This window comes from Pseudomonas sp. A-R-19, from assembly GCF_019956575.1.
Taxonomy (GTDB): Bacteria; Pseudomonadota; Gammaproteobacteria; order Pseudomonadales; family Pseudomonadaceae; genus Aquipseudomonas.
Map to the genome: position 1 here is coordinate 1 of NZ_JAHBDR010000102.1, position 23,485 is coordinate 23,485.

23 protein-coding genes are annotated in these 23,485 nt (G+C 60.6%); 8 read left to right on the forward strand and 15 right to left on the reverse strand.

The features are described 5' to 3' along the window. Positions 1-35 precede the first annotated feature (35 nt). Entirely contained in the window at positions 36-419 is a 384-nt protein-coding gene (locus KGA88_RS27690; RefSeq protein WP_110663360.1) for a hypothetical protein, read from the reverse strand. A 148-nt stretch (positions 420-567) separates the two neighbouring features. Here KGA88_RS27690 and KGA88_RS27695 point away from each other — a divergent pair, with 148 nt between their 5' ends. Together KGA88_RS27695 and KGA88_RS27700 are read left to right on the forward strand one after the other, a co-directional pair. Further along, on the forward strand, positions 568-765 hold the full coding sequence (locus tag KGA88_RS27695) for a cation transporter (RefSeq protein WP_046043755.1): 198 nt from the start codon (positions 568-570) through the stop codon (positions 763-765). 90 nt (positions 766-855) lie between these two features. Beyond that, positions 856-2,052 carry a multidrug effflux MFS transporter gene (locus tag KGA88_RS27700; protein WP_223595682.1) on the forward strand — a complete coding sequence of 399 codons (1,197 nt, stop codon included), beginning with the start codon at positions 856-858 and terminating at the stop codon, positions 2,050-2,052. Positions 2,053-2,060: 8 nt separating this feature from the next. Here the strand turns inward: KGA88_RS27700 and KGA88_RS27705 are convergent, their stop codons facing one another. Continuing rightward, positions 2,061-2,234: a hypothetical protein gene (locus KGA88_RS27705; protein ID WP_181432068.1), complete on the reverse strand. Its 174-nt coding sequence runs from the start codon at positions 2,232-2,234 to the stop codon at positions 2,061-2,063. A gap of 238 nt (positions 2,235-2,472) precedes the next feature. Then, positions 2,473-3,486 carry a zinc-binding alcohol dehydrogenase family protein gene (locus tag KGA88_RS27710; RefSeq protein WP_110660468.1) on the reverse strand — a complete coding sequence of 338 codons (1,014 nt, stop codon included), beginning with the start codon at positions 3,484-3,486 and terminating at the stop codon, positions 2,473-2,475. A 124-nt stretch (positions 3,487-3,610) separates the two neighbouring features. Here KGA88_RS27710 and KGA88_RS27715 point away from each other — a divergent pair, with 124 nt between their 5' ends. Continuing rightward, positions 3,611-4,540: a LysR family transcriptional regulator gene (locus KGA88_RS27715; protein ID WP_110660475.1), complete on the forward strand. Its 930-nt coding sequence runs from the start codon at positions 3,611-3,613 to the stop codon at positions 4,538-4,540. A gap of 314 nt (positions 4,541-4,854) precedes the next feature. Beyond that, on the forward strand, positions 4,855-5,589 hold the full coding sequence (locus KGA88_RS27720) for an ArsR/SmtB family transcription factor (RefSeq protein WP_110660469.1): 735 nt from the start codon (positions 4,855-4,857) through the stop codon (positions 5,587-5,589). A gap of 70 nt (positions 5,590-5,659) precedes the next feature. Here KGA88_RS27720 and KGA88_RS27725 read toward each other — a convergent pair whose 3' ends face one another. The 3 genes from KGA88_RS27725 to KGA88_RS27735 all read right to left on the reverse strand — a co-directional run bounded on the left by KGA88_RS27725 (position 5,660) and on the right by KGA88_RS27735 (position 8,889). Next, the gene (locus KGA88_RS27725; RefSeq protein WP_223595684.1) at positions 5,660-6,613 is read right to left on the reverse strand and encodes an adenosine deaminase; all 954 of its coding nucleotides are present in this window, start codon (positions 6,611-6,613) and stop codon (positions 5,660-5,662) included. 82 nt (positions 6,614-6,695) lie between these two features. Further along, a complete protein-coding gene (locus KGA88_RS27730; RefSeq protein ID WP_110660471.1) occupies positions 6,696-7,661 on the reverse strand; it encodes a 2-oxoglutarate and iron-dependent oxygenase domain-containing protein in 966 nt (321 codons plus the stop codon). A 145-nt stretch (positions 7,662-7,806) separates the two neighbouring features. Continuing rightward, positions 7,807-8,889, reverse strand: a complete 1,083-nt coding sequence (locus tag KGA88_RS27735) for a BMP family ABC transporter substrate-binding protein (RefSeq protein ID WP_223595686.1) — start codon at positions 8,887-8,889, stop codon at positions 7,807-7,809. A gap of 315 nt (positions 8,890-9,204) precedes the next feature. Here KGA88_RS27735 and KGA88_RS27740 point away from each other — a divergent pair, with 315 nt between their 5' ends. Then, entirely contained in the window at positions 9,205-10,293 is a 1,089-nt protein-coding gene (locus tag KGA88_RS27740; protein ID WP_223595688.1) for a calcium:proton antiporter, read from the forward strand. A 135-nt stretch (positions 10,294-10,428) separates the two neighbouring features. On the opposite strand, the gene KGA88_RS27745 is transcribed toward KGA88_RS27740, so the two are convergent. From KGA88_RS27745 to KGA88_RS27755, 3 genes are all read right to left on the reverse strand, one after another. Then, positions 10,429-11,787 carry an 8-oxoguanine deaminase gene (locus tag KGA88_RS27745; protein WP_223595697.1) on the reverse strand — a complete coding sequence of 453 codons (1,359 nt, stop codon included), beginning with the start codon at positions 11,785-11,787 and terminating at the stop codon, positions 10,429-10,431. Between the two features lie 247 nt (positions 11,788-12,034). Next, positions 12,035-12,724 (reverse strand): SDR family oxidoreductase, encoded by a 690-nt coding sequence (locus KGA88_RS27750; RefSeq protein ID WP_223595706.1) that lies wholly within the window; start codon positions 12,722-12,724, stop codon positions 12,035-12,037. Between the two features lie 19 nt (positions 12,725-12,743). Beyond that, complete coding sequence (locus KGA88_RS27755) at positions 12,744-13,100, reverse strand: MerR family transcriptional regulator (RefSeq protein ID WP_223595716.1); 357 nt, start codon at positions 13,098-13,100, stop codon at positions 12,744-12,746. An 82-nt stretch (positions 13,101-13,182) separates the two neighbouring features. Here KGA88_RS27755 and KGA88_RS27760 point away from each other — a divergent pair, with 82 nt between their 5' ends. Next, a complete protein-coding gene (locus KGA88_RS27760) occupies positions 13,183-13,674 on the forward strand; it encodes a hypothetical protein (RefSeq protein WP_223595707.1) in 492 nt (163 codons plus the stop codon). Here the strand turns inward: KGA88_RS27760 and KGA88_RS27765 are convergent. The 6 genes from KGA88_RS27765 to KGA88_RS27790 form a co-directional block, all read right to left on the reverse strand. Then, complete coding sequence (locus KGA88_RS27765; protein ID WP_223595709.1) at positions 13,671-14,597, reverse strand: ABC transporter permease; 927 nt, start codon at positions 14,595-14,597, stop codon at positions 13,671-13,673. The two genes, KGA88_RS27760 and KGA88_RS27765, sit on opposite strands and share 4 nt — an antisense overlap. After that, positions 14,597-15,703, reverse strand: a complete 1,107-nt coding sequence (locus tag KGA88_RS27770; protein ID WP_223595712.1) for an ABC transporter permease — start codon at positions 15,701-15,703, stop codon at positions 14,597-14,599. Before KGA88_RS27770 ends, KGA88_RS27765 begins: the two co-directional genes overlap by 1 nt. An 11-nt stretch (positions 15,704-15,714) precedes the next feature. Then, complete coding sequence (locus KGA88_RS27775; RefSeq protein ID WP_110661519.1) at positions 15,715-17,280, reverse strand: ABC transporter ATP-binding protein; 1,566 nt, start codon at positions 17,278-17,280, stop codon at positions 15,715-15,717. 546 nt (positions 17,281-17,826) lie between these two features. Further along, a complete protein-coding gene (locus tag KGA88_RS27780) occupies positions 17,827-18,408 on the reverse strand; it encodes an IMPACT family protein (RefSeq protein WP_110661517.1) in 582 nt (193 codons plus the stop codon). A gap of 18 nt (positions 18,409-18,426) precedes the next feature. Then, positions 18,427-19,077: a TetR/AcrR family transcriptional regulator gene (locus tag KGA88_RS27785; protein WP_223595714.1), complete on the reverse strand. Its 651-nt coding sequence runs from the start codon at positions 19,075-19,077 to the stop codon at positions 18,427-18,429. 194 nt (positions 19,078-19,271) lie between these two features. Beyond that, on the reverse strand, positions 19,272-20,192 hold the full coding sequence (locus KGA88_RS27790) for a LysR family transcriptional regulator (protein ID WP_007971880.1): 921 nt from the start codon (positions 20,190-20,192) through the stop codon (positions 19,272-19,274). 137 nt (positions 20,193-20,329) lie between these two features. Between KGA88_RS27790 and KGA88_RS27795 the strand changes: the two genes are divergently transcribed. Beyond that, positions 20,330-21,679, forward strand: coding sequence for an aspartate aminotransferase family protein (locus tag KGA88_RS27795; RefSeq protein ID WP_056725210.1), 1,350 nt, complete (start codon positions 20,330-20,332; stop codon positions 21,677-21,679). 74 nt (positions 21,680-21,753) lie between these two features. After that, a complete protein-coding gene (locus KGA88_RS27800; protein ID WP_110661513.1) occupies positions 21,754-23,247 on the forward strand; it encodes a CoA-acylating methylmalonate-semialdehyde dehydrogenase in 1,494 nt (497 codons plus the stop codon). The last annotated feature ends 238 nt before the right edge of the window (positions 23,248-23,485 follow it).

Here is a 23,485-nt window from a genome sequence, read left to right on the forward strand (position 1 = left end):
CTTCGCGAGCAAGCCCGCTCCCACAGGGATCTGTGTCAGTAGCCGAGGCCGGCGCGTTTCAGGTACATCCCTTCCTGTGTCATCGCGATCCGGTACTTGAGCACATCCCCGGCCTTGAGCTGGATGTCCTGCGACCCCGGCGCGAGCATGCCCGGGTTGCAACCCGGTGCCTGGCCCGGCAGCAGTTTGAGGCGCAGCGAGACGATGCCCGGCGGCAGGTTGAACGAGGTGCTCTGTTCCTGAAATAACCGTGCCGCCAGCTGATCCTGGATGTACACACCGATTTCGCAACTGGTCGCGACTTCCAGGCGCTCGCGAGAAATGATCAGCACGCCATAATCCTGACCGGTGGCGTTGACCGAAGGCACGGCGGCGAAAAGGCTGAGAAAGCCAAACAGGCTGAAAACTGACCAGCGCATCGCTGAGTCTCCTGAGTTCGAGTCATTGATGGACGCAGCTTGGCCGAGCCCGGCGTCGATTGCCAGCCCGGCAGTTAACTTCAGAACTTGACCTTGCCACGGTGGCAAGCTCGAAACTGGGTTCAACCCTCGGAAAAGGAGCTATCCCATGCAAGTGTTCAACGTTGAAGGCATGTCTTGTGGCCACTGCGTCAAGGCCATCACCCAGGCGGTCCAGGCCAAGGACCCGGCGGCGAGTGTGCGGGTCGATCTGGCGGCGAGGGAGGTCGGCGTCGAAAGTGCGCTGACCGCCGAGCAGGTTATCGAGGCGATCAGCGAAGAGGGTTACGGCGTCAAACTGGCCTGAATTTGATAGTTAGCGAGCTACCGGAATGTTCAAGGCGTCCATGCGCGGCTAGACTGTCGGCCTGCCGACTACTGCCTCACTGGATGCCTGATGAACTTCCGTATCATTCTGATTCTCGGCGCCTTGAGCGCTTTCGGTCCGCTGGCGATCGATTTCTACCTGCCGGCCTTCCCGGCCATGGCTCAGGCATTCGGGACGGATGAAAATCACGTCCAGATGACGTTGGCGGCTTACTTCCTCGGCCTGTCCATCGGCCAGCTGCTTTATGGCCCGGTGGCGGATCGTTTCGGGCGACGCGTTCCGTTGCTCGCCGGTGTCGGCCTGTTCACCCTTGCCTCCGTGGCGTGCGCCTATGCGCCGAACCTGGAATGGCTGATCGGCGCGCGTTTCATCCAGGCGTTGGGCGGCTGTGCGGGGATGGTGATTTCCCGGGCGGTGGTCAGCGACAAGTGTGATGCAGTCGGTTCGGCAAAAGTCTTTTCGCAGTTGATGCTGGTGATGGGGCTTGCCCCGATCCTCGCGCCATTGCTGGGTGGATTGTTGGTCAACACGACGGGCTGGCAGTCGATCTTCCTGGCCTTGACCGGTTTCAGTGCGCTGGCGGGGCTGGCGGTTGCGATGGGACTACCGGAAAGCATGCCGGCCCACATGCCGCGTCAACCGCTGTCGGGTGCGCTGCGTCAGTACGGCCGGTTGCTGGCCGACCCAATATTTCTTGGCCATGCCTTGACCGGCGGCATCGCCATCGCCGGGATGTTTGCCTACATCGCCGGTTCACCCTTCATCTTCATCAAGCTCTACGGCGTGGCGGCCGAGCATTTCGGCTGGCTGTTCGGCGTCAATGCGGCGGGCTTCATCCTGGTGGCGCAGGTCAATGCGCGGTTACTGGCCAAACGTGGCCCGACGTTCTTGCTGGCGCGCGCGGTGTGGGTTTATCTGGCAGCCGGTTTGACCCTGCTCGCTGTCAGCGCTCTGCACCCGGCACAACTGTGGCCGCTGCTGATCCCCTTGTTCATCTGTATCGCCAGCCTCGGTTGCATCAGTCCCAACGCCGCGGCCTGTGCGATGAACGGGCAGGGCGCACGGGCCGGCAGCGCATCGGCGCTACTCGGTTGCCTGCAATTCAGCGTGGCTGCCGGTGCCTCTGCGCTGGTGGGCGTGCTGCACGACGGCAGCGCCGTGCCGATGGCCATGGTCATCAGCCTGTGTGGAATTCTGGTGGTGAGTGCAGCAATGCTCACCCGGCGTTTGCAAAATGCCCGGGCGCTGGCGCAAGCCCAGGTTTGAAGCCGGAATCAGCCGGCAGCACGCTGCGATTGGAGGATGGGAATCGGGTGAGGGGCCTGGATGCGGGCTTCGAGGGTGCGCGTGAAGGCGCGAGCTTCTGCTTCGCTGCGAAACGTCACAGCATGTTGGTCCAAGCGAACTTGCCACTGGGACTTTGCCAGTTCTTTTATCAGGATCTTCATAGCTGAACTCCTTTTGTAAAAGATGTCTCGTAAAAGACGTTACGCAAAAGCCTGCCTCGCAGGAGATTCGATTGTAGTCCTGAATACGAGCACGATTGTGACAAGGGTCAACTGTCGGACTGACGGTTTGTAACTAAAAAAAACACAAATTTTCGTGGGTGCCGGCAGGGATTGTCGGCGACCGGAACTACCCGGTCGCCGATGGAAAACATGAAGTCAGCGAAGGTTTTTCAGCGCTTCAGAAGCCTTCAAGCACAATCTTGCCCTTGGCTTTGCCGCTTTCCAACAGGGCATGGGCACGGCGCAGATTGCCGGCATTGATCGTGCCGAAGTGTTCGCCCACCGTGGTTTTGAGGGTCCCGGCGTCGATCAGCCCGGCGACGCGGTTGAGCAGGTTGTGCTGCTCGATCATGTCCGCGGTTTCAAACAGCGAGCGGGTGTACATGAACTCCCAGTGCAGGGACAGGCTCTTGCGCTTGAGCTTGGTCACGTCCAGCGACTTGGGGTCATCGATCAGCGCCAGCTTGCCTTGGGGGGCCAACGCCTCGACCAGTTGGTCCAGGTGCTGGTCGGTCTGGGTCAGACTGGCGACGTGGGTGACCTGATCCACACCGGCACGCTTGAGTGCTTCGCTCAGTGGCTGGCCATGGTCGATCACCAGGTCGGCACCCAGTTCCTTCACCCAGCTTTGGGTTTGTGCACGCGAAGCGCTGCCGATGACTTTGAGACCGGTGAGCTGTTTGGCCAGTTGCGTGAGAATCGAACCCACGCCACCCGCGGCGCCGACGATCAACAGGCTCTGGCCTTCATCGGTTTTGCCTTCGCGTACTTGCAGGCGTTCGAACAACAGTTCCCACGCCGTGATCGCGGTGAGGGGCAGGGCCGCTGCTTCGGCGAAACCCAGGGTCTTGGGCATGTGGCCGACGATGCGCTCGTCCACTACATGCAACTCGCTGTTGCCGCCGGCCCGCGCGATGGAGCCGGCGTAAAACACCTTGTCGCCGACCTTGAATAGCGTCACCTCACTGCCCACGGCCTTGACCACACCGGCCACGTCCCAACCCAACACCTTGGCCGCGCCGCCTTCGGGCTGGACGTTCTGGCGTACCTTGGTATCCACCGGGTTGACCGAGATGGCTTTGACTTCCACCAGCAAGTCGCGGGGGCCGGCAACCGGTTCCGGCAGTTCGATGTCTTGCAGCGCGTTGTCGTCACTGATCGGCAACGAGGCGTAGTAGGCAATGGCTTTCATGGGCGACTCCTGAACACTAATAAAGAAGAGATTCGATGGGGAGGATGATTGGCTATTTCTCCTGAAGATAAAACCGGCTAAAAGAGCAGTCTCTTTCAATGTTTTTTTGATAATCGGTGGCCTGATGCTGCGTTTCGATGACTTGCAGTTGTTTGTCCGGGCGGCAGACCTGGGCAGTCTGTCGGCCGCCGCGCGTGGCATGGACATGTCGGCGGCGGTGGCCAGTGCAGCGCTAAAGCGCATTGAACAGCAACTCGGCGCCCGTCTATTGGCCCGTTCGACCCGCAGCCTGCGCCTGACCGCCGAAGGCGAGGGCTTCCTCGAATACGCCCGCGCGGCCCTGAGCAATCTCGACGAGGGCCGGCGATTGCTGGCCAGTGGTCAGGACCAGGTCAGCGGGGTTCTGCAACTGTCGGCGCCATCGGACTTTGGCCGCAATCTGCTGCTGCCCTGGCTTGACGAGTTTCAGCGCGAGCATCCGAAACTGACCGTGCGCCTGCTGCTGGGGGACCGCATCGCCGACCTGTTTCGCCAACCGGTAGACGTTGCCCTGCGCTACGGTGAACCGGAGGACTCCAGCCTGGTGGCGCTGCCCATCGCCCCGCAGAACCGCCGGGTGTTGTGCGCCGCTCCCGGCTATCTGGCTCGCCATGGCGAACCTCGGCATCTGGAGCAACTGGCACAGCACAATTGCCTTTTGTACATGCTCGGCAGCAGGGTCCACGATCACTGGAGTTTTCACGACGGCAAGCGCGAAGTCAGCCTGACCGTCAGCGGCGATCGCTTCAGTGACGATGCCGATGTCGTGCGTCTTTGGGCCGTGGCCGGTGCCGGGATCGCCTATAAATCCTGGCTGGATGTCGGCGCCGATGTGCTGGCCGGCCGCTTGAAGGTGCTGATGCCGGAACTGCTCTGTGAGCGCGCACCGTTGAATCTGTTGTGCGCCCATCGCGCTCAATTGAGTAAGCCGGTGAATCTGTTGCGCGAAATGCTTGTCAGTCGATGCGCCTTTTTGAGCAGTCAATTTCCGGGCTTTTCGGATACCGCTCATTAGTCGCACGAAAAAAGAGAAATTTCTCTCAGGAACGATCACCACCTATGCCGGGCGGAGGAAAGGATCCGCCGACCAACCCGCATATACTAGCTCCCTCATCATGTCAGTAGCGTCGACCCCAATGGCGGGTCCGCGTTCGAGTCGGCCTGGCTGCACGGTCACCCTTCTGGCCTTCGCAGCATCGGCCAGGCAGCGCTAATGAGTGAGCAAGGCGCTGTCGGGCTTATGGCAGTTTCCACGGATTGGCCGATGACACATTACTGGTCAAGATTTCTCTGGGCAGTAGACGAATCGATTCAACAGGGAGTGAATACATGGAACATGCACCTTGCATCAGCCAGATTGCCGCATTGCTGGCTGACCCAAAGCGCAGCGCAATGATGTGGGCCTTGATGGATGGTTCGGCGCGAACAACCGAAGAGTTGGCATTGCTGGCAGGCCTGTCACCGTCTTCGGCCAGTGCACACCTGGGACGTTTGTCCGCTGGAGGTCTGCTGAAGGTTGAAAGCCGTGGCCGCAAACGCTTCTTCCGCCTGGCCGCTCCCGAGGTCGGGGCGGCAATCGAAGCACTGGCCAGCGCGACCTTCGCCAGCGCCCCCCAGGATATTCCGGACGTATTCAAGCGCAATGCACCTCTGGTCAAACCCCGGGCGGTGCGTTCGTCATTGCTGAGTGCCCGGCTGTGTGACGATCACCTGGGGGGCACCCTGTCGGCAGATCTGTATCAGCGACTGCTGGAGGCAGGCTGGATCGAACATTCTGATCAGCGGGTCACGGTTACGCTCAAGGGCGCGACAGAGTTGGCGGCACGGGGCGTGTTCATCCAGGCCTTGGCTCATCACAACGGAAAGGTGGCCTGCGCGTGCCCGGACTGGAGCGAAAGACGCCCGCACTTGGGCGGCTCACTGGGCGCGGCATTGTTGCAGCTGTTCATGCAGTCGGGGTGGCTGACCCTGCCCAACGACTCCCGAGCCTTGCAGGTGACAGCCTCCGGGCAGCGCGAGATACATCGCTTTGCCAAGGAGGCCGAACTGGAAATGGCGCTGTAGAACCTTTGGCCAAACACCCAATCTGTAGGAGCTGGCAAGCCAGCTCCTACAGTTGGTTTTGCGGTGTTGCTTAGGGCTTTACCAACCGTGCATCGAGGCTGTTCTGCGCCAGGCGTTTGGCCTGGTCCTGGGTCATGCCCAGGTGGGTGTGCAGCGCATGGAAGTTCTCGGTGACATAACCGCCGAAGTACGCCGGGTCATCGGAGTTCACGGTCACTTTCACGCCGCGCTCCAGCATGTCGAGAATGTTGTGCTGGGACATGTGGTCGAACACGCAAAGCTTGGTGTTCGACAACGGGCACACGGTCAGAGGGATCTGTTCGTCGATGATTCGCTGCATCAGGCGTTCGTCTTCGATGGCGCGCACGCCATGGTCGATGCGCTGGATCTTCAGCAGGTCGATGGCCTCCCAGATGTACTCGGGCGGGCCTTCTTCACCGGCGTGGGCGACGGTCAGGAAGCCTTCGTGACGGGCACGGTCGAACACGCGCTGGAACTTGCTCGGCGGGTGACCCATCTCGGAGCTGTCCAGGCCCACGGCGACGAACGCATCGCGGAACGGCAGCGCCTGGTCGAGGGTTTTCTGTGCTTCGTCTTCGCTCAGGTGGCGCAGGAAGCTCAGGATCAAACCACTGGTGATGCCCAGTTGCTGCTCGCCATCCTTCAGCGCGGCGGCGATGCCGTTGAGCACCACTTCGAACGGGATGCCACGGTCGGTGTGGGTCTGCGGGTCGAAGAATGGTTCGGTGTGAATCACGTTCTGCTCTTTGCAGCGCAGCAGGTACGCCCAGGTCAGGTCATAGAAATCCTGGGACGTGCGCAGCACATCGGCACCCCGGTAATACAGGTCGAGGAACTCCTGCAGGTTGTTGAAGGCATACGCCTTGCGCAAGGTTTCGACGTCGTTCCATGGCAAGGCAATCTTGTTGCGCTCGGCCAGGGTGAACAACAGCTCGGGTTCCAGCGAGCCTTCCAGGTGCAGGTGCAGTTCTGCCTTGGGCAGGGCGTTCAGCCAGTCATACATGATTCTTTTCTCATCAGGTGCAATGGTCGCCATTCTACAGAGGCTTGCCGCAACAATTGGTAAAACCTGACCAGGCGGTTCATCACACCGCTTCCTGTTCCCGTCGATAGGCGTAGGTATCGGCGAAGCGCGAGAGCAGGAACTCGGCGCAGGTGGTGGCCGGGTATTTCGCCGGGTGCAATTCATCCTGACAACCGGGCAGGCATTCGATGCGGGTTTGCGGGTGCGGCTCGGCGAAGAATGGCATCGAATAACGATCCACGCCGAGCGGACTGATGACCCGGTGCGGCGTCGAGAGATAACGGTCGTTGCTCCAGCGCGCCATCATGTCGCCGAGATTGACCACGAACGTACCTTCGATAGGCGGCGCGTCGATCCACTCACCTTTTACATTGCGTACCTGCAAGCCACCGGCGGCGTCCTGATAAAGCAGGGTGATGCAGCCGTAATCAGTGTGGGCGCCGGCGCCTTGCTGCTCGGTGGAGCTGGCGGTGTGGCGCGGCGGGTAATGGATCATCCGCAACACACTGACCGGGTCAATGAAGCGAGTGTCGAAGAAGTCGCGTTCAATTCCCAGCGCCATGGTCATTGCCCGCAACAGCGTTTGCGCGAGGGCTTGCATGTCGACGTAGTGTTGCTCCATCAGCGCTTCCCAGCCGGGCATGGAGGGATGGCGATTGGGACCGCGCAAGGGTTTCTCCGCCAGTACCTCAGGGTGGTCGGCCGGCAGGTGCAGGCCCATGTCGAAGGTTTCCTTGAGGTCGCTGGGCTTGCTCGGGTCGAGTTGCTCGGTGGCAATGGCGCCGTAACCGCGATGGTGACGGGTCTGGGTGATGTCGATCTTGAGTTTTTCGGCGGTGGGTTGGGCGAAGAAGCGTTTGGCGCTGTCGAGTAGTTCGTCGATTCGCGCAGGGCTGATCGGGTGGCCCTTGATGTAGAAGAAGCCCCATTCGCGGCAGGCGAGGTCGATTTGATTGGCGACAGTTTGCCAGGCGCGCTGGTCGTCGCTGGAGAGCGGGGCGATGTCGATGATCGGAAGGCTGTTCATGCGCAATCCTTAAGAACGCTGGAGATCCAATGTGGGAGCGGGCTTGCTCGCGAAAGCGGTGTGTCAGCCAACATCACTGTTGAATTTGCAGACGCCTTCGCGAGCAAGCCCGCTCCCACAGGGGGGTTGTGTTGTGACGGAGGAGTTACTTCGGTATTTCGGCCTTCATGCCTTCCACGTAGTAATTCATCGACGCCAGTTCCGCCGTGGTCGCGCTCACGCCGGCCGGGACTTTCTCGACGCCGGCCTGATCCTTGATCGGCCCGGTGAACGGCTGCAGCGCACCGCTCTTGATGTCGGCGATGATCTGCTCGGCTTCGCCCTTGACCGTCGTCGGCACCAGGTCGCTGATCGGCAGTTCAACGGTGCCTTCCTTCAAGCCGCCCCAGTAGTCTTGGGGTTTCCAGTCATGGTCGATCACGCTTTGGGCTGCCTGAATGTAGTGCGGGCCCCAGTCATTGACGATGGAGGTCAGCACCGCTTTCGGCCCGAAGTGCGCCATGTCCGAAGCGTAGCCCACCGCATACACGCCGCGACGTTCGGCCGCCTGGATCGGCGCCGGGCTGTCGGTGTGCTGGAATACTACGTCCACGCCCTGATCGATCAGGGCGTTGGCGGCATCCGCTTCCTTGCCCGGATCGAACCAGGAGTTGACCCACACCACCTTGATCTCGGTGCCGGGGTTGTACTTGTTCAGGGCCAGTTGGATGGCGTTGATGTCGCGGATCACTTCCGGGATCGGGAATGAGGCGACGTAGCCGATCTTTTTGGTCTTGGTCATCTTCGCCGCGAGGAAGCCGCCGACGTAGCGGCCCTCGTAAGTGCGCGCCAGGTAAGTGCCGAGGTTCTTGTCCTGCTTGTAGCCGGTTGCGTGTTCGAAGGTCACCTTGGGAAACTGTTTGGCGACTTTCACGGTGGGGTTCATGTAGCCGAAGGACGTGGTGAAGATCAGGTCGTATTTGTCCTTGGCCATGTTGCGGATCACCCGCTCGGCGTCGGCGCCTTCGGCAACGTTTTCCACATAGTTGGTGGTTATCTGCGGACCGAACTTTTCCGCGAGTTCCTTGCGCCCCTGTTCATGCTGATACGTCCAGCCGTGGTCGCCGATCGGGCCGATATAGACGAAGCCGACTTTCAGCGGGTCGGCGGCTACGGCCGTCAGGCTGGCGCTCAAACCAATGGCCGCCGCAACGGCGCAAAGCAGCTTCTTCAACGGACGGTTGTGCATGAATTGAAACTCCATTTTGTTGTGAGGTTGGCTGGGCTCTCGGGCTTGCACAGGGCAATGCAAATTGCTGACCAACAGGACAACAAAGGGGCAGGTTTCAGGTTTTGTGGCGGCAGGGAGTACGCCATCGCTGGCAAGCCAGCTCCTACAGGGGAGCGGTGATCCGGCTTTTGTAGGAGCTGGCTTGCCAGCGATGACACACTCCGGTGCGCCGATGCACCTTCCTGCCTGCCCGTGGTGCGCTAAGGTAAAACGAACCGTTAACGCCACCCCGCAGTCAGTAGCTCATCGGATCCACTCGGCAAAAGGCTCGCCATGCTCACCACCCTCAAGCAAGAAAGTTACCTGCTGTTGGCGTTGATCGCCGTGTGCGTGGCTTATCCGCTGGAGCACTGGATGCTGCACAGCGGCCAGGTCGTCGCGCTGGTGAGCGGGCTGGTGCTGATCGCCTTCATCGTCGCCGCCTCCATGCGCGTTGCCCATCAGGCTGAGTTGCTGGCGGAAAAGGTGGGTGATCCCTACGGCACGATGATCCTGACCCTGGCCGCGGTGTTGGTGGAAGTGGTGATCCTGGCGATCATGATGAGCAACGAAGCCTCGGCCACGCTGGTACGCGACACGATCTACTCGGCGGTGATGCTCGACATCAACGGTATCCTTGGTCTCGCGGCGTTGATGGGCGGGCTCAAGCACGGCGAACAGTCCTATAACGACGATTCGGCGCGCAGTTATAGTGCGATGATCCTCACGGCGATGGGCGTGTCGATGGTGGTGCCGGAATTCATTCCCGAAGCCGACTGGAAGCTCTATTCGGCGTTTACCATCGGTGCGATGGTGATGCTGTATGCGTTGTTCCTGCGCATGCAGGTAGGACCGCACAGCTATTTTTTCAGTTACAGCTACCCGGATAAACGCCGCAAGAAAACTCCCAGCGAAGAGCCGCAGCCGATCAATCTGGTATTGAGCATCGGGACCCTGGGGTTTGGTGTAGTGGTTATTGGCGCACTCGCCGAAGTGATGTCCAAGACCCTCGACCTGGGGCTGGAAGGGACGGGGGCACCGCCGGTGATCACGGCGATCCTGGTGGCGGCGATATCCGCGGCGCCAGAAATATTGACCGCGTTGCGCGCGGCGCTGGCCAACCGCATGCAGTCGGTGGTCAACATCGCCATGGGCGCGTCGCTGTCGACGGTGATCCTGACGGTGCCGGTGATGGAAGCGATGGCGCTTTATACCGGTCAGCCATTCCAGATGGCCATGACCCCGGTGCAGACCGTGATGGTGTTTCTCACCCTGATCGTCAGCGCGATCAACCTCAACGACGGCGAAACCAATGCCATCGAAGGCATGACTCACTTTGTGCTGTTTGCGACGTTCATCATGTTGTCCTTGCTCGGACTTTGAACCCTCCACAAAACCACTGTAGGAGCGAGCCTGCTCGCGAAAAACCTGAGAGCGCCGAGATGAATCAGGTTTCCCGCGTTATCGTTGTCGTCCATCGCGAGCAGGCTCGCTCCTACAGTTTTAATCGGTGTTGTATCAGGTCCCGGCGATCAACTGTCGAGCCGCCTGGCTGTGATCGGCAATCAAGCCCTTCAGGTCCAGCCCTTCGACCTGACCATCGATCACTCGCCACTTGCCGCCGATCATCACCCGGTCCGCGCGATCAGCACCACACAGCAGCAACGCCGAGACCGGATCATGGCTGCCGGAGAAGCGCAGTTCGTCCAGCTTGAACAGGGCCAGGTCGGCCTGCTTGCCCACCGCCAATTCACCGATATCGGTACGCCCCAACAGGCTGGCCGAACCTTTGGTCGCCCAGCCGAGTACGCGCTCCGGGGTGATCTTCTCGGCGCCGTAGCGCAGGCGCTGGATGTACAGGGCCTGACGCGCTTCGAGCATCATGTTCGAAGCATCGTTGGAGGCCGAACCGTCCACGCCCAAGCCGAGCAAGGCACCGGCGTCGGTCAGCTCGATGCTCGGGCAAATGCCCGAGGCCAGGCGCATGTTCGAGCTCGGGCAATGGCAAATACCGGTGCCGGCGGCGCCGAGGCGGGCGATCTCGTCCGGGTTGAAGTGGATGCCGTGGGCCAGCCAGGTACGCGGGCCGAGCCAGCCGACACTGTCCAGATAGTCCACGGTGCGCAGGCCGAAGCGTTGCAGGCAGAAATCTTCTTCGTCGAGGGTTTCGGCCAGGTGGGTGTGCAGGCGCACGTCAAGTTTGTTCGCCAGTTCGGCACTGGCCGACATGATTTCCGGGGTTACCGAGAACGGCGAGCACGGTGCCAGGGCGATCTGGATTTGCGCGCCGTCCCCGCGTTCGTGGTACTCGGCGATCAACCGTTGGCTGTCGGCGAGGATCACTTCGCCTTCCTGCACGGTCTGTTGCGGCGGCAGGCCACCGTCCTTTTCACCGAGGCTCATGGAGCCGCGGGTCAGCATGGCGCGCATGCCCAGTTCGCGAACGCTCTCGACTTGCACGTCGATCGCGTTTTCCAGGCCTTCCGGGAACAGGTAGTGGTGGTCGGCGGCGGTAGTGCAACCGGACAGTAGCAACTCGGCCAAGGCGACTTTGGTGGCGAGGGCGAGTTTTTCCGGGGTCAGGCGTGCCCAGACCGGGTACAGGGTTTTCAGCCACGGGAACAGCGGCTGATTGACCACCGGCGCCCAGGCGCGGGTCAGGGTTTGGTAAAAGTGGTGGTGGGTGTTGATCAGGCCCGGCAGGATCACATGCTCGCGGGCATCGAACACTTCATTGCACGGTGCGGAGGGTTGCTGGCCGGCACCGAGCACTTCGACGATCAAACCGTCTTGCAGCACCAGGCCGCCACGGGCATCGAGACCGTTGGAGGTGAAAATGGCGAGGGGGTTTTTTAACCAGATACGGGTCGCAGGCATGTTGGCCGGCTCCTCTGAAAGTTGGGTTCAGGGTTGCCAGCTCAGTGTTGCCCTGTCTGCTGATCCAGGTTCGCCGGGGAGGCGAGGTGCGCAGTGTCGATCAAAATGCTCTGGCGGGCAAGCCCGGCCCGACAGGCAGATGCAACCCTCTGTAGGAGCTGGCTTGCCAGCGATGGAGTGTCAGTCGACGCCGATGCAGCTGATACACCATCGCTGGCAAGCCAGCTCCTACAAGGGGCGGTGGTGATTACCAGGGAATGGTTTCACCCCGGTAATTGATGAAATGGTGCCCACCCTTGCCGACAAACGCGTTTACCTGATCAATCAGGCCTCGAGTGCTGGTTTCCACATCGATGTCCGCACCTTCACCACCCATATCGGTTTTCACCCAGCCCGGGTGCAGCGACAGCACGGTGAGACCGGTTTCGCCCAATTGCGTGACGAAGCTGTTGGTCATGGAGTTCAGCGCCGCCTTGCTGGCCTTGTACAGCGCCAACTCCGGCGCATCGGGCATGGTCACGCTGCCCAACACCGAACTCATGAACGCCAGCACGCCGGTGTCCGGGCGCAGTTGCTCGACTAAACGCTGGGCCAGGTTGATCGGCGCCACGGCGTTGGTGAAAAACAGCTGACCGATTTCAGCCATTGTCGCGCCACCGTTCGGCGTCTGGACATCCGGCCCCTTGACCCCGGCATTGACGAACAACAGGTCAAACACCTCGCCCTTGAGTTGTTGTGTCAGGGCGATGACGGCCTGTTGATCGTCCATGTCGAGCTTTTCGATCCGCACCTTGCCCAATGCCTGCAAGGCTTCGGCCTTTTGCGGGTCACGCACGGTGGCGGTGACTTGCCAGCCGTCGGCCAGCAGGGTTTTCACCAGCCCGAGGCCAAGCCCTCGGGAGGCGCCGATGATGAGCGCGTTTTTTGCCTTGGACATGATTGGCTTCCTTGAAAATTCAGAGTCGTGGATTCAATGGACACTGTTGCCCGAGCCGTTGTTGCAACTCATCGCGCAGTGCGCCGAGTTCGGCCATGCGGGCTTCGATCAGTTTGAGCTTGTCTTGCAGCAATAGCGTGACGGCGTTGTCCGGATCGGACGACTGCCAGATTGTCGCCACGCTGTTGCCGATTTCGCCGAGGGTAAAGCCCAGCCGTTGAGCGGTCTTGATGTACTGCACCAGTTGCACCATGTCTGGCGGATAGTCGCGATACCCGTTGGCGCTGCGTTGCGCCGCAATCAATCCGCGCTGCTCGTAAAAGCGCAGCGTGTCGCGGCTGACGGCGCTGGCCTGGGCGAGTTCACCGATGCGCATCATGACGTCTCGAGGGGGCTTGACCCTGGAGCATACTCCAGGCTTTAGCCTTGTTGCTCCCTGAATTGATGGAGCAATGACGATGTGGACTACAGCGCAATATCGCCGGTTGGTACAAGGCAGTGCCTGGTATGACTTGATCGTGACGATGGCGTTTGTCACGCCGTGGAGTTTTGCGGCGTTGCATGGGGTTTTGACGGGTGTGAGCCAGGCGTTGAGCTTGCCCGGCGAGTTGCCACCGTTCGAACCGGTGCACATGTTGATGGCGAAACTGCTGGGGTCGATTGTCTGCGTGTGGTCGGTACTGCGGATTCGTGATCCGCAGCAGGTTTATGGGCGGTATGACGCAGTGGCCAGATTCCTTTTCTTGGCCTGGCAGGCTTATGCCCTGGTTCATGGCGCGAGTTCGTTGCTGGTGGTTTTTCTGGTGTTTGAATTGGCGTGGGGCGTAGCTCAGGTGTTGCCTGTTCGGACGCCTTCGCGAGCAAGCCCGCTCCCACATTGGATGGGGGTGAACCCGGTCAAATGTGGGAGCGGGCTTGCTCGCGAAGAGGCCCGCCCCGACAACCCCTAATGCCCAGCCTGCCACGGCTGCCCCAACGACACCGGTGCATACAACCGCGTGCGCAGCGCATCCCGGGACAACAGCACCAACACCACAATGGTCGCGACATACGGCAACATCGCCAGCAGACTCGACGGAATCGCCAGCCCCAACCCCTGCGCCACCAGGTGCAGTATGCTGGCGAGCCCGAACAGGTACGCGCCGAGCAGCAGACGCCACACCCGCCAACTGGCAAACACCACCAGCGCCAGGGCAATCCAGCCGCGCCCGGCGCTCATGTTTTCCGCCCACATCGGCGTGTACGCCAGGGACAGATAAGCCCCGGCCAACCCTGCCATCGCACCGCCGAACAACACCGCCAGGGTCCGCACCGCCAACACTGGCAAGCCCATGGCGCTGGCCGCATCCGGGTTTTCCCCGACCGCCTGGATGATCAGCCCTACGCGACTTTTCAACACCACCCAGGCCACCAGTGCAAACAATGCGAACGACAGATACACCAGCAGGTCCTGGGCAAACAGCATTCGTCCGATCAGCGGGATCTCACTCAAATACGCAATCGCCATCGGCTCGAAACCGGCCAGTGGTTTGCCGACCCATGCCGCACCGACAAAAGTCGACAGGCCCACGCCGAAAATCGTCAGGGCCAGCCCGGTGGCCACCTGATTGGCGTTGAACACCAGCGCCACCAACGCAAAGAGGGACGACAACAGCATCCCGGCGAACATCGCCAGCAACACGCCGAGCCACAGATTGCCGGTGCTGAACGCGACGATGAAACCGATCACCGCGCCAAACAGCATCATGCCTTCCTGGCCCAGATTGAGAACGCCGCTTTTCTCGCAGATCAGTTCGCCCAGCGCCACCAGCAACAGCGGCGTACCGCAGCGGATCATGGCGTAGAAAATATTGCTCAGCAGATCGATATCCATCACAGCGCTCCTGCGTGTACAGCGGTGGCTTGTGCGCGGCGGGTCCAGCGCAGGTTCAGGCGGGGGCGATAGAGAATCAGCACATCACTGGCGAGCAGGAAAAACAGCATCATGCCCTGGAACAATTGGGTGATGGCTTGCGGCAGGTTCAGGCTCATTTGTGCGCTCTCGCCGCCGATGTACAACAACGCCATCAACAGGCTGGAAAACAGGATGCCGACGGGATTGAGGCGGCCGAGAAACGCCACGGTGATCGCCGCATAGCCGTAGCCCGGCGAAACCTGCGGTACCAACTGGCCGATGGGCCCGGTGACCTCGCACACGCCGGCCAGCCCCGCCAGGCCACCGCTGATCAACAACGCGAGCCAGATCAGGCGCTTCTCGCGAAAGCCGACGAAACCGGCTGCGCGCTTGTCCAGCCCGAGCACTTTGATCTGGAAACCGACAAAGCTTTTCTGTAACAACACCCACACCGCCACCAACGCGAGCAGGGCGAAATACACCCCGGCGTGAACCCGGCCATCCTCCATCAACAGTGGCAAGCGGCTGGCGTCGCCGAACATCGCCGATTGAGGAAAGTTGAAACCTTCCAGGTCTTTCAGCGGACCGTGCACGCAATACAGCAGAAGGTTCAGGGCGATGTAGTTGAGCATGATGCTGGTCAGGATTTCATTGGCGTTGAAGCGCGTGCGCAACCACGCCGTCAGGCCGGCCCACGCGGCGCCGGCCAGGGTGCCGGTGAGCAGAATCGCCACCAGCGCCCAGCGGCTTTGCATGCCGATGATGTTCACCGCCAGCGCACTGCCGGCCAACGCGCCGAGCAGCAGTTGACCTTCGGCGCCGATGTTCCAGATACGTGCCTGATAGGCCACCGCCAGGCCCAGGGCGCAGAGCAGAATCGGCAGGGCTTTGACCAACAATTCGGAGACGCCATACAGATCGCTGACCGGAGCGATCAGCAAGGTGTGCAAGGTCAGCAACGGGTCGTGCCCGAGCGCGATAAACAACAGTGATCCACAGCCCAGGGTCAGTGCAGCCGCCAGCAACGGCGAGCACCACAGCATCAGGCGCGATTGCTGGCCACGGGGTTCAAGAGAAAGCAGCATGTGACACTCCGTTAGCGCGTGGCGGATGCGAGAGGTTGAGGGGTATCGAACTGGCCGGCCATCCAGCCGCCGACATCGCTCAGGCGTGTATCGACGGTGGCGTGGAGCGCCGAAAGCCGACCGCCGCACAAAGCGCCGAGGCGGTCGCTGATCTGGAACAGTTCGTCGAGGTCTTCGGAAATCACCAGGATCGCCGCACCGGCATCGCGCAAGGCAATCAACGCGCGATGAATCGTGGCGGCTGCACCGACATCCACGCCCCAGGTTGGATGCGCGGCCACCAGCAGTTTCGGTTGCTGGAGGATTTCCCGGCCGAGGATGAATTTCTGCAAGTTGCCGCCGGACAGGCTGCGGGCTGGGGTCTGGCTATCGGGCGTCTTTACACCGAATCGACGGATGATCTCCTCGGCCAGCGCGGTGACTTTGCTGCGCTGGATCAGGCCGTTACTCAGCAGCCCTTGCTGGAAAGCGGTCAATAGCGCGTTGTCTGCCAGGCTCAATTCCGGCACCGCACCATGGCCCAGGCGTTCGGCCGGGACAAACGCCAGGCCTCGTTCGCGACGGGCGTCGGGGCGCAAATGGGCGACCGCCTCGCGGCCAAAGCGAATCGTTGCGCCGTCGTGTCGCGACAAGCGTTGTTCGCCGCTGAGCAGGGCCAGCAATTCATCCTGGCCATTGCCCGCCACGCCGGCGATGCCGACGATTTCCCCACTGCGCACCTCAAGGTTGATGCCCTTGAGCGAGCAGCCGAACGGGTCCGGGTTGTGCCAGGACAAGTTGTCCACGTTGAGGAATGCGGCAGTCCCTGCCACCTTCGGATAATCGGCGATCAACTCCGCCGACTCACCGACCATCAAACGCGCCAGTTGCTGATCCGAACACTCGGCCGGCACGCAATGCCCGGCCACCCGACCGCCGCGTAAAACGGTTGCGCTGTGGCACAACGCGCGGACCTCCCCAAGTTTGTGGCTGATGAACAAAACGCTGCAACCTTCGGCGGCGAGCCGGCGCAGGGTGACGAACAAGTCGTCGGCCTCTTGCGGCGTCAACACCGAAGTCGGTTCATCGAGAATCAGCAGGCGGATGTCCTGCATCAGGCAGCGAATGATTTCCACCCGTTGCCGCTCGCCAATCGACAGGCTGTGGACAAGTCGTTCCGGTTCCAGCGCCATGCCGTAGCGCCGGGACACCTCGCGAATCTTCGGCTCAAGCTGTCTGGGTGTGCCTGCCGCCGCGCCCATGGCCAAGGCGATGTTCTGCGCCACGCTCAGGGTTTCGAACAACGAGAAGTGCTGGAACACCATGCCGATTCCCAAACCCCGCGCCTGGGCCGGGTTACGCAGGCTCACCCGTTGACCTTGCCAGATCACCTCGCCCGAATCGGCGTGAGTGACGCCGTAGATGATCTTCATCAGCGTACTTTTGCCCGCGCCGTTTTCGCCGAGCAGGGCATGGATCTCGCCAGGGGCAATGGTCAGGTCGATGGCATCGTTGGCCAGGCAACCGGGGTAGCGTTTGGTGATTCTGCGCAGTTGCAGGCGCGCAATCGGATCTTGGACTGGAGCGGGATTGGGCATGACAGGCTCGGTGCTGTTGGACTTGTGCCTGTGGATAAAGCAATTTTCTGGCCACTAGGTCAGGAAAATCTCCAAGTCCCGTGAGCCGAGGCGTTGAGTGCGCCACTTTCAAATGGGTCGCACGGAACCGGGCACCACATGGGAGCAATGCCGCGAATCAAGCCCTGATTTTGCCCGCGCGCTTTTGGTCAAAAAATGAGCAATCGACCAAGAGCCATGTCGTACATGGCGCGGCGAAGGCCATGAACGGGTTATCCACAGATTGCTCCACAGTATTTGTGTGCAAGCTCAAGGCACGGGCATAAGCACTGTGTGGCTTTCTTCTAAAGGTGCTAAACCGTCGTAACTGTTTGTTTTTGTTTGAATTTGATGCGCGTGATGGCGGATTGGACGAAAATTGAGCAAAGTCCGCAAAGCCGCATGACAGAAGGGTTACAGCGGTATGTGCTCAGGTTATCCACAGCCGGGTGCACAGCAGATGTGGGCAAATATGGAATATGTGAAAAAGTGCCGTGCCCCAAAAGATCGCAGCCTGTGCTGAAGTCTTTAGCGCTGCAGCAAAATGCGCCCGCGACTCAAATCGGCCAGTTGTGACTGCAAGGCAGCGATCTGCGCCTCGCCTACGGCCAACTGCAGCTCGACACCATTGGCGGTGAAGGTTTCATCCACAACCAAGCCGCCTGCCTGCGTCACCCTCAGCTTGACCAGGGCCAACTCGGCAAATCCGCAAGCGCAGCGCAGCGGTACCCGGCTGATCAGCTCGATCTTTGGCGCCGCTTGCAGGCATTTGTTTGCCCCGCCGCCATAGGCCCGGGCGAGCCCGCCGGTGCCCAGTTGGATGCCGCCATACCAGCGAATCACCAGCACCGCGACCTGATCGCAATCCTGTGCCTCTATTGCTGCCAGAATCGGCCGGCCGGCCGTACCACCGGGCTCGCCATCATCGGTGCTGCGGTAATGATCGCCGAGTTTCCACGCCCAGCAGTTGTGCGAGGCATTCAAGTCACTGTGCTGTTCAATGAACGCCTGGGCCTCGGCCGGGCTGGCAATCGGCGCGGCGAAGGTGATGAAGCGGCTTTTGCGAATCTCTTCGCTGTATTCGCAAAAACCGCTGAGGGTAAATGGCATACGTACCTGAATGGCTACTTAGATGGCAGGTTTCAGGCCGCAGCCCTTGAGAATGATACGGATCAGGTTGTCCCCGGCGTCTTCCATGTCCTGTTTGGTCAACCTGGTACGCCCGGTGACGCGGCAGATCTGCGTGGCGAAGTCGGCGTAGTGCTGGGTGCTGCCCCACAACAGGAAGATCAAGTGTACCGGGTCGATCGGGTCCATTTTACCGGCGTCGATCCAGGCCTGGAACACGCCCGCACGGCCCTGGAACCAGGTACGGTAATCCTGGTTGAAGTATTCGGTCAGGCACACTCCGCCGCTGATGACTTCCATGGCGAAAATCCGCGAGGCTTGCGGTTGGCGTCGAGAAAACTCCATTTTCGCACGGATGTAACGGGTCAAGGCTTCGCTCGGATCGTCCTCGGCGGTGAGGGTGTTGAAGGTGCTGTCCCACAGCTCGATGATGTTGCTCAGCACCGCCACGTACAAACCAAGCTTGTTGGTGAAGTAGTAATGCAGGTTCGCCTTGGGCAGCCCGGCATTCTGGGCAATGGTGTTCATGCTCGTGCCTTTGTACCCGTGACGGGCGAACTCGTCTTCGGCGGCTTTGATGATGGTCTCTTCGTTTTTCTGACGAATGCGGCTGACGGGTTTACCGCCGTGGGCTGGGACTTCAAAGGTCATAAGCACTTCCGAACTGGTGGGTGGGACGGCGAGTGTGTTGATAACGTACCCACCGGCTCCAGACAAGGCCTCACACAATAAAACACTGCACCGCAATCTACTGTGGGAGCGGGGTTGCTCGCGAAGGCGGTGTGTCAGCTATGCAGATATCGACTGACACGGCCTCTTCGCGAGCAAGCCCGCTCCCACAGTTTTCAACGTGTCGCGGCCAGGCTCTCGAGAAAACTCTCCAGCACCAGGTGCGGGCGACGGCCCTTGCGGGTAACCGACGCCAGGCTCAGGTCATAGAACCGAGTTTTCGCTTTCAACGCTCGCAACCGGCCTTGCTGCACCCAAAGACTCGCATAGTGATCCGGCAGGTAGCCGATGTAGCGTCCGGTCAGGATCAGGAACGCCATGCCTTCGCGGTCCGAGGCGCTGGCGGTGCAATTGAGCGCCTGGTAGTGAGCCTGGATCTCCGCTGGCAAACGGAAGGTCGGTGCGATGGCGTCCTGGCTGTTCAGGCGTTCGTCGTCCAGTTGTTTATCGTCGACATAAAACAGCGGATGGCCGACCGCGCAGTACAACAGCGAACGTTCGCTATACAGCGGTTGATACTCCAGCCCCGACAATGCGCTGGCCTGAGGCACCACGCCGACGTGCAGGCGGCCGTCGAGCACGCCTTGTTCGACTTCATTAGGCGCGATCATGCGGATCTGGATCTGCACGTCCGGGCCGCGTTCCTTCAATTGCGCGAGGGCGTGGGTGATGCGCATGTGGGGCAGGGTGACCAGGTTGTCCGTCAAGCCGATGATCAATTCGCCGCGCAAGTGCTGGTGCAGGCCATTGACCTCGGTGCGGAAGCTTTCCAGCGCACTTAACAACTGCAACGCCGATTGATAGACCTCGCGACCTTCTTCGGTCAGGGAGAACCCGGCACGTCCCCGTTGGCACAGGCGCAGACCGAGGCGTTGCTCCAGATCGCTCATCTGCTGGCTGATCGCCGAGCGACCAATCCCCAGCACGGTCTCCGCCGCGGAGAAACCGCCGCATTCCACCACACTGCGAAAGATCCGCAGCAGGCGAATATCAAAGTCGCTGACCTGGGCCAGCGGATCGGGACGGCGAGTGCTCATACGATTACTCAAAGTTTAGTAGTTGGCTGACTGAACATTAGAAGAGTTGCATTTCACCGACTTTATCTCCGTGGCAATTTAGCTGCAACAACGGTTTTCAATCCTTACGCCGCTTATTGCCTTGCGAGGTTTTGCCCATGAACTTGCCTGAAAACGCCCCGACTTCCCTGGCTAGCCAACTGAAGCTCGATGCTCACTGGATGCCTTACACCGCCAACCGTAACTTTCAGCGCGACCCTCGCCTGATCGTTGGCGCCGAAGGCAGCTGGCTGATCGATGACAAGGGCCGCAAGGTTTATGACTCGCTGTCCGGTCTGTGGACCTGCGGCGCCGGCCACACCCGCAAGGAAATCCAGGAAGCGGTCGCCAAGCAACTGGGCACGCTCGATTACTCGCCAGCCTTCCAATACGGCCACCCGCTGTCGTTCCAGCTGGCTGAGAAAATCACCGACCTGACCCCGGGCAACCTGAACCACGTGTTCTTCACCGACTCGGGCTCTGAGTGTGCTGATACCGCCGTGAAGATGGTCCGCGCCTACTGGCGTCTGAAAGGCCAGTCGACCAAGACCAAAATGATCGGCCGTGCCCGTGGTTACCACGGTGTGAACATCGCCGGTACCAGCCTCGGTGGCGTGAACGGCAACCGCAAGCTGTTCGGTCAGGCGATGATGGATGTCGACCACCTGCCGCACACTTTGCTGGCAAGCAACGCTTACTCCCGTGGCATGCCGGAGCAGGGCGGTATCGCCCTGGCTGACGAACTGCTGAAGCTGATCGAACTGCACGATGCATCGAACATCGCCGCTGTGTTCGTCGAGCCATTGGCCGGTTCCGCTGGCGTGCTGGTTCCACCACAGGGTTACCTCAAGCGTCTGCGTGAAATCTGCGACCAGCACAATATCCTGCTGGTGTTCGACGAAGTGATCACCGGTTTCGGCCGTACCGGCACCATGTTCGGCGCCACCACCTTCGGCGTGACCCCGGACCTGATGTGTATCGCCAAGCAAGTCACCAACGGCGCGATCCCGATGGGCGCAGTGATTGCCAGCTCCGAGATCTACCAGACCTTCATGAATCAGCCGACGCCTGAATACGCGGTGGAATTCCCTCACGGCTACACCTATTCCGCGCACCCGGTGGCTTGCGCCGCGGGCCTGGCAGCACTCGACCTGCTGCAAAAGGAAAACCTGGTGCAGAGCGTGGCCGAAGTCGCACCGCACTTCGAAAACGCGCTGCATGGCCTGAAGGGCACCAAGAACATCATCGACATCCGCAACTTCGGCCTGGCCGGCGCGATCCAGATCGCTCCACGTGACGGCGACGCCATCGTGCGTCCGTTCGAAGCGGGCATGGCGCTGTGGAAAGCCGGGTTCTACGTACGCTTCGGCGGCGACACTCTGCAGTTCGGCCCAACCTTCAACAGCAAGCCGCAAGACCTGGATCGTCTGTTCGACGCGGTCGGCGAAGTGCTGAGCAAGATCGACTGATTTCTCCTTCTATATACCTATAAACAACGGGCGCTCGGGAACGGGCGCCTGTGGACAACTTTTCAGGAGCTTCCATGAGCGTTATTCCGCATTTGATCAATGGCGAACTGGTGACCGAGAACGGTCGCGCGGTTGATGTGTTCAACCCGTCGACTGGCCAGGCTATCCACAAGTTGCCACTGGCGACCCGCGAAACCATCCAGAGCGCCATCGACGCTGCCAAGGCTGCATTCCCTGCCTGGCGCAATACGCCGCCGGCCAAGCGTGCCCAGGTGATGTTCCGCTTCAAGCAACTGCTGGAGCAGAACGAAGCGCGTATCTCGCAATTGATCAGCGAAGAGCACGGCAAGACCCTGGAAGATGCTGCCGGTGAATTGAAGCGCGGTATCGAGAACGTCGAGTTCGCTTGCGCGGCTCCGGAAATCCTCAAGGGCGAATACAGCCGTAACGTTGGCCCGAACATCGATGCCTGGTCTGACTTCCAGCCGCTGGGCGTAGTGGCCGGCATCACGCCGTTCAACTTCCCGGCCATGGTGCCGTTGTGGATGTACCCGCTGGCGATCGTCTGCGGCAACTGCTTCATCCTCAAGCCGTCCGAGCGTGATCCAAGCTCGACACTGCTGATTGCTCAACTGTTGATCGAAGCCGGCCTGCCGAAAGGCGTGTTGAGTGTGGTGCACGGTGACAAGACTGCGGTGGACGCATTGATCGAAGCGCCGGAAGTCAAGGCGCTGAGCTTTGTTGGTTCGACGCCGATTGCCGAGTACATCTACTCCGAAGGCACCAAGCGCGGCAAGCGCGTTCAGGCCCTGGGTGGTGCGAAGAACCACGCCGTGCTGATGCCGGATGCGGACCTGGACAACGCCGTCAGCGCACTGATGGGCGCGGCCTACGGTTCCTGCGGCGAGCGTTGCATGGCGATCTCGGTGGCCGTGTGCGTGGGTGATCAGGTGGCCGATGCGTTGGTGGCCAAACTGGTTCCGCAAATCCAGGCGCTGAAAATCGGCGCGGGTACTTCTTGCGGTCTGGACATGGGGCCTCTGGTCACTGGCCAGGCTCGCGACAAGGTCAGTGGTTATGTAGAAGATGGCGTGGCCGCCGGCGCGACACTGGTCGTGGACGGCCGTGGCCTGACCGTGGCTGGTCACGAGGAAGGCTTCTTCCTGGGTGGTTGCCTGTTCGACAACGTCACGCCAGAGATGCGTATCTATAAAGAAGAGATCTTCGGGCCGGTGCTGTGCGTGGTTCGGGTCAACAGCCTGGAAGAAGCCATGCAGTTGATCAACGATCACGAATATGGCAACGGCACCTGCATCTTCACCCGTGACGGTGAAGCGGCGCGGTTGTTCTGCGACGAGATCGAAGTCGGCATGGTCGGCGTCAACGTACCGCTGCCGGTACCGGTCGCTTACCACAGCTTTGGCGGCTGGAAGCGTTCGCTGTTCGGCGACCTGCATGCCTATGGCCCGGATGGTGTGCGTTTCTACACTCGCCGCAAGGCCATTACGCAGCGCTGGCCGCAGCGTGCGAGCCATGAGGCTTCGCAATTCGCGTTCCCTAGCTTGTAAGTAGAAGGACGCAGAAGGCCGACCCATTGGGTCGGCCTTTTTGTTTGCGGGGCTTTTTTGACATTTATGACAGGATTGTGAAAATAGCTGTTGACGGCAGATCTGAGGTGTCTATAATTCGCCCCACTTCCGGCGCAGTCGAAACGGAAAACTCCTTGGTAAACAACGAGTTACGCAGTTTTCGGCAGCAGGTTGCTTCAGTTCATCGAAGCCAAAAGGAAGTTGAAAAAGAGGTGTT

Excerpts from the sequence above, each read along its gene's own strand:
- KGA88_RS27690 (WP_110663360.1), bottom strand. The coding sequence starts at position 419 with ATGCGCTGGTCAGTTTTCAGCCTGTTTGGCTTTCTCAGCCTTTTCGCC.
- KGA88_RS27695 (WP_046043755.1), top strand. The coding sequence starts at position 568 with ATGCAAGTGTTCAACGTTGAAGGCATGTCTTGTGGCCACTGCGTCAAG.
- KGA88_RS27700 (WP_223595682.1), top strand. The coding sequence starts at position 856 with ATGAACTTCCGTATCATTCTGATTCTCGGCGCCTTGAGCGCTTTCGGT.
- KGA88_RS27705 (WP_181432068.1), bottom strand. The coding sequence starts at position 2,234 with ATGAAGATCCTGATAAAAGAACTGGCAAAGTCCCAGTGGCAAGTTCGC.
- KGA88_RS27710 (WP_110660468.1), bottom strand. The coding sequence starts at position 3,486 with ATGAAAGCCATTGCCTACTACGCCTCGTTGCCGATCAGTGACGACAAC.
- KGA88_RS27715 (WP_110660475.1), top strand. The coding sequence starts at position 3,611 with ATGCTGCGTTTCGATGACTTGCAGTTGTTTGTCCGGGCGGCAGACCTG.
- KGA88_RS27720 (WP_110660469.1), top strand. The coding sequence starts at position 4,855 with ATGGAACATGCACCTTGCATCAGCCAGATTGCCGCATTGCTGGCTGAC.
- KGA88_RS27725 (WP_223595684.1), bottom strand. The coding sequence starts at position 6,613 with ATGTATGACTGGCTGAACGCCCTGCCCAAGGCAGAACTGCACCTGCAC.
- KGA88_RS27730 (WP_110660471.1), bottom strand. The coding sequence starts at position 7,661 with ATGAACAGCCTTCCGATCATCGACATCGCCCCGCTCTCCAGCGACGAC.
- KGA88_RS27735 (WP_223595686.1), bottom strand. The coding sequence starts at position 8,889 with ATGCACAACCGTCCGTTGAAGAAGCTGCTTTGCGCCGTTGCGGCGGCC.
- KGA88_RS27740 (WP_223595688.1), top strand. The coding sequence starts at position 9,205 with ATGCTCACCACCCTCAAGCAAGAAAGTTACCTGCTGTTGGCGTTGATC.
- KGA88_RS27745 (WP_223595697.1), bottom strand. The coding sequence starts at position 11,787 with ATGCCTGCGACCCGTATCTGGTTAAAAAACCCCCTCGCCATTTTCACC.
- KGA88_RS27750 (WP_223595706.1), bottom strand. The coding sequence starts at position 12,724 with ATGTCCAAGGCAAAAAACGCGCTCATCATCGGCGCCTCCCGAGGGCTT.
- KGA88_RS27755 (WP_223595716.1), bottom strand. The coding sequence starts at position 13,100 with ATGCGCATCGGTGAACTCGCCCAGGCCAGCGCCGTCAGCCGCGACACG.
- KGA88_RS27760 (WP_223595707.1), top strand. The coding sequence starts at position 13,183 with ATGTGGACTACAGCGCAATATCGCCGGTTGGTACAAGGCAGTGCCTGG.
- KGA88_RS27765 (WP_223595709.1), bottom strand. The coding sequence starts at position 14,597 with ATGGATATCGATCTGCTGAGCAATATTTTCTACGCCATGATCCGCTGC.
- KGA88_RS27770 (WP_223595712.1), bottom strand. The coding sequence starts at position 15,703 with ATGCTGCTTTCTCTTGAACCCCGTGGCCAGCAATCGCGCCTGATGCTG.
- KGA88_RS27775 (WP_110661519.1), bottom strand. The coding sequence starts at position 17,280 with ATGCCCAATCCCGCTCCAGTCCAAGATCCGATTGCGCGCCTGCAACTG.
- KGA88_RS27780 (WP_110661517.1), bottom strand. The coding sequence starts at position 18,408 with ATGCCATTTACCCTCAGCGGTTTTTGCGAATACAGCGAAGAGATTCGC.
- KGA88_RS27785 (WP_223595714.1), bottom strand. The coding sequence starts at position 19,077 with ATGACCTTTGAAGTCCCAGCCCACGGCGGTAAACCCGTCAGCCGCATT.
- KGA88_RS27790 (WP_007971880.1), bottom strand. The coding sequence starts at position 20,192 with ATGAGCACTCGCCGTCCCGATCCGCTGGCCCAGGTCAGCGACTTTGAT.
- KGA88_RS27795 (WP_056725210.1), top strand. The coding sequence starts at position 20,330 with ATGAACTTGCCTGAAAACGCCCCGACTTCCCTGGCTAGCCAACTGAAG.
- KGA88_RS27800 (WP_110661513.1), top strand. The coding sequence starts at position 21,754 with ATGAGCGTTATTCCGCATTTGATCAATGGCGAACTGGTGACCGAGAAC.